Source organism: Bradyrhizobium sp. P2_E8 (assembly GCF_056403875.1).
The window spans coordinates 1-5,546 of sequence record NZ_JBFUES010000487.1; the positions used below are offsets into that span (position 1 = coordinate 1).

Here is a 5,546-nt window from a genome sequence, read left to right on the forward strand (position 1 = left end):
GCCCTCGGCTTTGCCGGCACCACGACAGCCGATGCGATGACGGCGCGCGACCAGCTCGTGCTGTGGTCGATCCGCATTCCCCGGATTGCGGCAACCGCGATGGTCGGCGGCCTGCTCGCCGCGGCCGGCGCGATCATGCAGGGACTGTTCCGCAATCCTCTCGCCGATCCCGCCCTGGTCGGCGTCTCCAGCGGCGGCGCGCTGGCCGCTGCGAGCGCGATCGTCTTCACGGACTCGCGTTTCGGCGAGACGTTGCGCTTCCTCCAGACGGAGCTGTTGCCGCTCGCCGCCTTCGCAGGCTCGCTGGCAACGACCGCGATCCTCTACGGCATCTCCAGCCGCTCGGGGCGGACCTCGATCGCGATCTTCCTGCTCGCCGGCGTCGCCATCACCGCCATCACCAATGCCGGTATCGGGCTGCTGGTGTTCATCGCCGACGACCGCCAGCTTCGCGACATTACATTTTGGCTGCTCGGCTCGATGAGCGGCGCGACCTGGGCCAAGGCCGCGGTGCTCGCGCCGATCCTCGTCATCGGGCTTGCCGCCTGCGCCTTCATCGCACGCGGCCTCGATCTGCTGGTGCTTGGCGAGGCCGACGCCTTTCACGGCGGTGTCGACGTCGAGCGCCTCAAGCGAATCTCGATCGTCGTGGTTTCCGCGATGACCGGGGTTGCGGTGTCGATCAGCGGCGTCATCGGCTTCGTCGGCATCGTCGTGCCGCATCTGCTCCGCCTCGTCATTGGACCGGCGCATCGCCTGCTGCTGCCGGCCTCGGTGCTGCTCGGCGCCATCCTGATGGTCGGCGCCGACACCCTGGCGCGCACCATCGTGGCGCCGGCGGAGATGCCGATCGGCATTCTGACCGCGGCGGTCGGCGCCCCGGTCTTCCTGGGAATCCTGCTGCGGCAGCGCGGGCTCGCCTCGCTATGAGCGCGGTGATCGAGGCGCGACACTTAAGCAAGCGCGCCGGCCGCGCGAGGCTGCTGGATGGCGTGAGCCTCACGGTTGCGGCCGGCGAGATCGTCGCCATCATCGGACCGAACGGTGCCGGCAAGTCGACGCTGCTGCGGCTATTGTCCGGCGATCTCCGTCCGAGCGAGGGCGTGGTGCGGCTGAAGCAGCGCGACATAAGCAGCTATACGCCGCGCGAGCTCGCCGCGCGACGCGCGATGCTGTCCCAGCACATCAACGTCACCTTCCCCTTCACCGTCGAGGAGATCGTGCTGATGGGCGCGGGCGATCGCAGTCCRCGCGAGGCAGGCGCGCTCGTCGATGCCGCGCTCGACGAGGTCGGCCTTGCCCATTTTCGCGAGCGGCAGCTACCGACGCTGTCCGGCGGCGAGCAGCAGCGCGCGCATTTCGCCCGCGTGCTGGTGCAGCTCGCCTGCGGCGAGGCCGAGCATGGACCTGGACTTCTGCTGCTGGACGAGCCGACCTCGAGCCTGGATCTGCGCCATCAGATCGACCTGGTCGAGGCCGCCCGCCGCCGCGCGGCCGGCGGCACCGCTGTCATCGCGATCCTGCACGACCTCAACCTGGCAATCCGCTTCGCCGACCGGCTGGTCGTGCTGAACGGCGGCAAGCTCGCCGCCGACGGCCCGCGCACCGAGGTCGTCACGCACGAGACCATCCGCGACATCTTCGAGATCGACGCCGTCGTCCACCAGGCCGACGGCGTGCCTTACGTGCTGCCGCAATCGATGCGGGCGGCGGCGCGCAGCAATGTAAGCTGAGCTGCCGCCGCGTTGAAGATGCGCTCCYTCGCCCCGCTTGCGGGGAGAGGTAAGAGGGCATCGCGCCTCAGCTCCTAGCCCGCCGGCACGATCACCATGCTTCTGTCCTTCGGCCAGCGGATGCGCCAGGCGAAGTTGATGTCCTTGACTTCGCTGGGCTTGGCGTCGAACGACCATTCCAGCACGCCGCGCTTGTCGCGGATGTTGCTCGCGGTCGGCGGCGTGGTCGACGGCAGCATCTCGACGACGATGTCCTCGTTCTCGCTGACCGGCAGCTGGTCCTCGATCGCGACCTTGATCGGGAAGTCGTGACCGTTGCGGACAGTGGTCTTGAACGAACGCTCGTCGGTCTTCGACGTCGTGACGAGCAAGCCGGCCGAACCCTCGTTGCGCTTGAGCACGGCACGCTCGATCTTGACCTTGTCGTCGGCGCCGAAGCCGAGCCGCACAATGTCGTCCTTGGCCGAGGCCGAGAGCTTGCCGCGGCCGACGAAGACGCCGTCGCGATAGATCGCGACCTTGCCCGGCAACAATGTCGTATCGTCGGTTTGCTTGAAGCTCGCTTCGAGGAAGGCGGTTGGGTCCATTACCGGCGCGGCACGGACGGCGAGATCGGCCGGCACGGTCATCGAGGCGATGCGCAACGCCTTGGCGCCCTCGGCAGCGCCGAGGCTGACGCGGCCGGGAATCCTGAAGGTGGCCTGGAAGTCGCCGATCTCGGCAACTGCCTGCTGCTCGTCGGCGCGCTCGCGCGGTTCAGGCGCTTCGGCCATTTTCGAAAGATGGGGTTGCATCTGACGTGCGACCGGAGCAGGCCGCGCCAGATCGGAGGCCGCACCGAGCGCCATTGGTTTCGGCGGTTGTGGATATTGCGCGACCAGCGAGCCCAGCTCTGGCGCACTGCCGCCGCGGCTGACGCGGACCGTGGAGACGCCAAGCGTGACGTTCGACCAGTCCTCGCCGGTCGACTGCGTGATTTCGGCACGGCGGACCAGCTCCAGCTGCGGCTTGCGGTCCTTGGCGCCGGTGTCGAGCCGGGCGTCATAGAGCGGCAGCCAGCGCGCGTTCCGCACATTGTAAGTGACCCGCAACGTCGCCTTGGTCGCGGCCGGCGCGGCGATGTCCATGCGGACTTCGAGCTTGCTCGGCGGCTTGGCCTTGCGCTCGACTTCGAGCTGGGCGACCTGCCGGTCGATCTCGCGCATCTTGCGCGTGGCGTCGCGAACGGCGGTATCGGCGCTCGCAATTTCCTCGCCGACCGCAGCAAAGGCCGTGCGCCATTCGGCGATCGGCCGCGCCTCGCCCTTGTCGCCGATGCCCGCGGGGGACGCTTCCGCAAAGTGCTCCGCAAATTTGCGCCGGGCATTGGCCGAGTCGATCGCGCCTTGCAGGTCGGCGCGCTGGTCGTTCAGGGCCTCGATGCGCTTGTCCAGCTCGGGCAGGTTGACCGGCGCCGCACGCGGCGTTCGCGCATCGATCGTGCCGATGGTGAGCTTTGCACCACCCTCACCCTCCACCCGGATGGAGGAGGTATCGAGACCAAGCGGGAAGTCCTTGGCAACCAGCGTCGAGTCACCGGACGGCAGGTCGACCGTGATGACGCGAGTGACGGTGGCACCATCCGGGTAAACCGTGACGGTGTCGATGGCCGATGTGGCGTCCACATCGGCGGCCCACGACGGCAGCGCGAATGCCGTGGTCACCAGAACCAGGCTCGTCGTTGCCAAACATTTTGCGGTGATGCGCATGAAGTCCCTCCTGCCGATATCGCCGCGCCGCCAGCCGGACGCGCGATCAAATGCCTCGCCAACATGGTTGGACGCGGCAGGGAAGGAACTGGTTCGATTGGGGTTTCCGTGGGGCGCCGCTGCGGCGGCACCAAGGCCGCGGAACGCGTCGCACGCCGCGGCGGAGCCGTTAACCCAAGTCCTTAGACTTGGGTGGGCGAACCCTGACCAAAGATGCGGCGGAGCAGATCGGTCACGTTCTTGGCGCCGGCCTTCTTCAGAATGCCGGCACGGTAGCCCTCGACCGTCCGAGCGCTCAGATGCATGCGCCGGGCGATCTCCTTGTTGGTGAAGCCGGCGGCGAGGTGCTCGAGCACGTCGCCCTCGCGCGCCGTCAGGGGCTCGCAGCCGGGCAACCAGCGCTGGCGGTTCGAGTTGGGTTGCCCGAACTCGTCGATGGCGGCATCGATCCGGTCCACGATGTCAAGGGTGCGGAACGGCTTTTCGATGAAGTCGGCCGCGCCGCTCTTGATCGCGTCGACCGCCATGGCAATGCTGCCGTTCGCCGAGGTCACAAGGACCGGCGCCATGCAATTCTCCTCGCGCAGCCGCTTGAGCACGTCGAGGGCGGAGCGATCCGGCGGCATCTCCAGCAGCACGCAGGCCGGCATCCGCGCCCTCGCTTCCGAGAGCAGAGACGCACCGTCGGCGAAGCAGATCACGTCATAGGCGCTCTGTTGGAGCGCGGTGGAAAGTTGTTCGCGGGAGGCGGCATCGGTGTCGATGACGAATACCTCACGCTTGGAAAGCATGTTCCCCGGCATAATCCCGATCCAGCAATGTCTTGGTCAAATGATCCGAAACGGCGGGGCCTCGTCGCGCCCGGCGTCATGAGCACGGCATTCACGCCAGTGCTTCGGTTTTCCATATGTATGTTCCATCCCGTTCCCGGATTTGACGGATCGGGACAGAAACTTTACATTTCGGGACATCTGCGGGAATGGCTGGCACGAACGGTTTGCATGACCGACCTCATTCGCAGCGCAGGCTTGAGCTATTACCCGGAGGTCGCCCGGTCGGTCGGGCTCGACCCCAAACAGATGATGCGCAAGGTCAGGCTGCCGCTGGCCTGCCTCGACAAGCCGGATACCCCCATTGCCGTGACAGGCCTGCGCCGCCTGCTCGAACTATCGGCGAAGATGTCCGGCGCCGAAGATTTCGGCTTGCGCCTCGCCGAACGCGGCGGCCTGACCAATTTCGGCGCGGTCGGCCTGATCGTGCGCGAACAGGCGACCGTCGGCGAAGCGATCGAAGCGTTTTCGCGTTTCATCCATGTCCATCATGACGGCATGCGGCTCGACGTTGCGCGCAACAAGCAGACCGTAACCGTCGCGCTGCATCTGCGCGGCCGGCAGCCGAGCGCGCCGCGGCAGTCGATCGACATGGCGCTCGGCAGCGTCCACCGCATCATCCAGTCGCTGTTCGGCAGCGATTGGCGGCCGCAGGAGGTGCATCTGCATTATCCGCCGCCGCGCGACCGCAGGCGCTACCGCGACTTCTTCGGCTGCCACGTGACGTTCAACGCCGAGGACGACGCAATCCTGCTGTCGGTGCACGACATGGAGCGCCGGATCCCGAGCGCGCATCCGCTGATCGCGAGCTATCTGCGCAAGCGGATCGAGGCGATCGGGACCCGGCCGGCAAGCTGGGAGGAGAAGGTCGACGAGGTCGTGCGCCTCCTGCTCGCCAGCGGCGACTGCACGGTCGAGCGCGTGGCCGAGCATCTCGCCTGCACCCGCCGCACCGTCCACCGTCACCTCGCCGCGTCAGGCACCAGCTTCTCGGCCATCCTCGACGCGCAGCGCGCCGATCTCGTCGTCGAATTGATCGACGACCCCGGCCGGCCGCTGGCCGATATCGCGGCACAGCTCGGCTTCTCCGCGCAAAGCGCCATGGCCCGCTGGTTCCGCGGCCGCTTCGGCTGCACCATCACCGCATGGCGCAAGGGCGTGCGGCCGTTGGCCAAGCCCGCCGACGTGCCTTCGGCATCTGCGGCCTGACTCTATCGTGCCGGAGCGGGCACGCC

At 67.5% G+C, this 5,546-nt stretch carries 5 protein-coding genes; 3 read left to right on the forward strand and 2 right to left on the reverse strand.

Annotation, left to right across the window (positions count from 1 at the left end; genetic code table 11):
• Both AC1D00_RS24350 and AC1D00_RS24355 read left to right on the forward strand, forming a co-directional pair.
• On the forward strand, nt 1-930 hold a 930-nt coding region (locus tag AC1D00_RS24350; protein ID WP_477012402.1), incomplete at its 5' end, for a FecCD family ABC transporter permease.
• Entirely contained in the window at nt 927-1,733 is an 807-nt protein-coding gene (locus AC1D00_RS24355) for a heme ABC transporter ATP-binding protein (RefSeq protein ID WP_477012403.1), read from the forward strand. The genes AC1D00_RS24350 and AC1D00_RS24355, both read left to right, overlap by 4 nt.
• A gap of 74 nt (nt 1,734-1,807) precedes the next feature.
• Here the strand turns inward: AC1D00_RS24355 and AC1D00_RS24360 are convergent, their stop codons facing one another.
• Nucleotides 1,808-3,481, reverse strand: coding sequence for a mucoidy inhibitor MuiA family protein (locus AC1D00_RS24360; RefSeq protein WP_477012404.1), 1,674 nt, complete (start codon nt 3,479-3,481; stop codon nt 1,808-1,810).
• Between the two features lie 182 nt (nt 3,482-3,663).
• Nucleotides 3,664-4,284, reverse strand: coding sequence for a response regulator transcription factor (locus AC1D00_RS24365; RefSeq protein WP_477012405.1), 621 nt, complete (start codon nt 4,282-4,284; stop codon nt 3,664-3,666).
• Between the two features lie 198 nt (nt 4,285-4,482).
• Between AC1D00_RS24365 and AC1D00_RS24370 the strand changes: the two genes are divergently transcribed.
• Entirely contained in the window at nt 4,483-5,520 is a 1,038-nt protein-coding gene (locus AC1D00_RS24370) for an AraC family transcriptional regulator (protein WP_477012406.1), read from the forward strand.
• Nucleotides 5,521-5,546 lie beyond the last annotated feature (26 nt).

Coding starts and splice junctions, on each gene's coding strand:
- AC1D00_RS24365 (WP_477012405.1), bottom strand. CDS start 4,284: ATGCCGGGGAACATGCTTTCCAAGCGTGAGGTATTCGTCATCGACACC.
- AC1D00_RS24360 (WP_477012404.1), bottom strand. CDS start 3,481: ATGCGCATCACCGCAAAATGTTTGGCAACGACGAGCCTGGTTCTGGTG.
- AC1D00_RS24370 (WP_477012406.1), top strand. CDS start 4,483: ATGACCGACCTCATTCGCAGCGCAGGCTTGAGCTATTACCCGGAGGTC.